We start from the raw sequence: 269 nt of genomic DNA, 5'->3' as shown, positions 1-269 counted from the left end.
AAATTAGATGGTCAATTACTACGTAGCATTTTGACTAACACCATAGTATCAATTAATACCAAATACTAAATCGATTCATCATATTTTGCTTCTAGCTGCATCGCACGCTGATAGCTATCAAGACCGGCCAGCTTTTCAGCATACTGTTTGATATGCGGATAAGCATCAAGTTTCTGACGCTTAGCAAGAATAATCAAATCGAATGACAGCATAAAGTCGGCACCACTTAGCTTGTCACCCACGATAAACGACTTACCTTCAACCGAAGT

General features: G+C 39.0%; 1 protein-coding gene. It reads right to left on the bottom strand.

What is annotated here, in order from left to right:
• Positions 1-65 precede the first annotated feature (65 nt).
• Positions 66-269: glutathione S-transferase family protein (locus SB772_RS41390; RefSeq protein WP_410838698.1), on the bottom strand; the 204-nt coding region annotated here is incomplete at its 5' end.

The sequence above is a fragment of the Paraburkholderia sp. SIMBA_030 genome, from assembly GCF_046535245.1.
In the GTDB taxonomy this organism is placed as follows: domain Bacteria; phylum Pseudomonadota; class Gammaproteobacteria; order Burkholderiales; family Burkholderiaceae; genus Paraburkholderia.
Note: the sequence above shows the minus strand (reverse complement) of the source record. Positions and strands in the feature narration are given on the sequence as shown.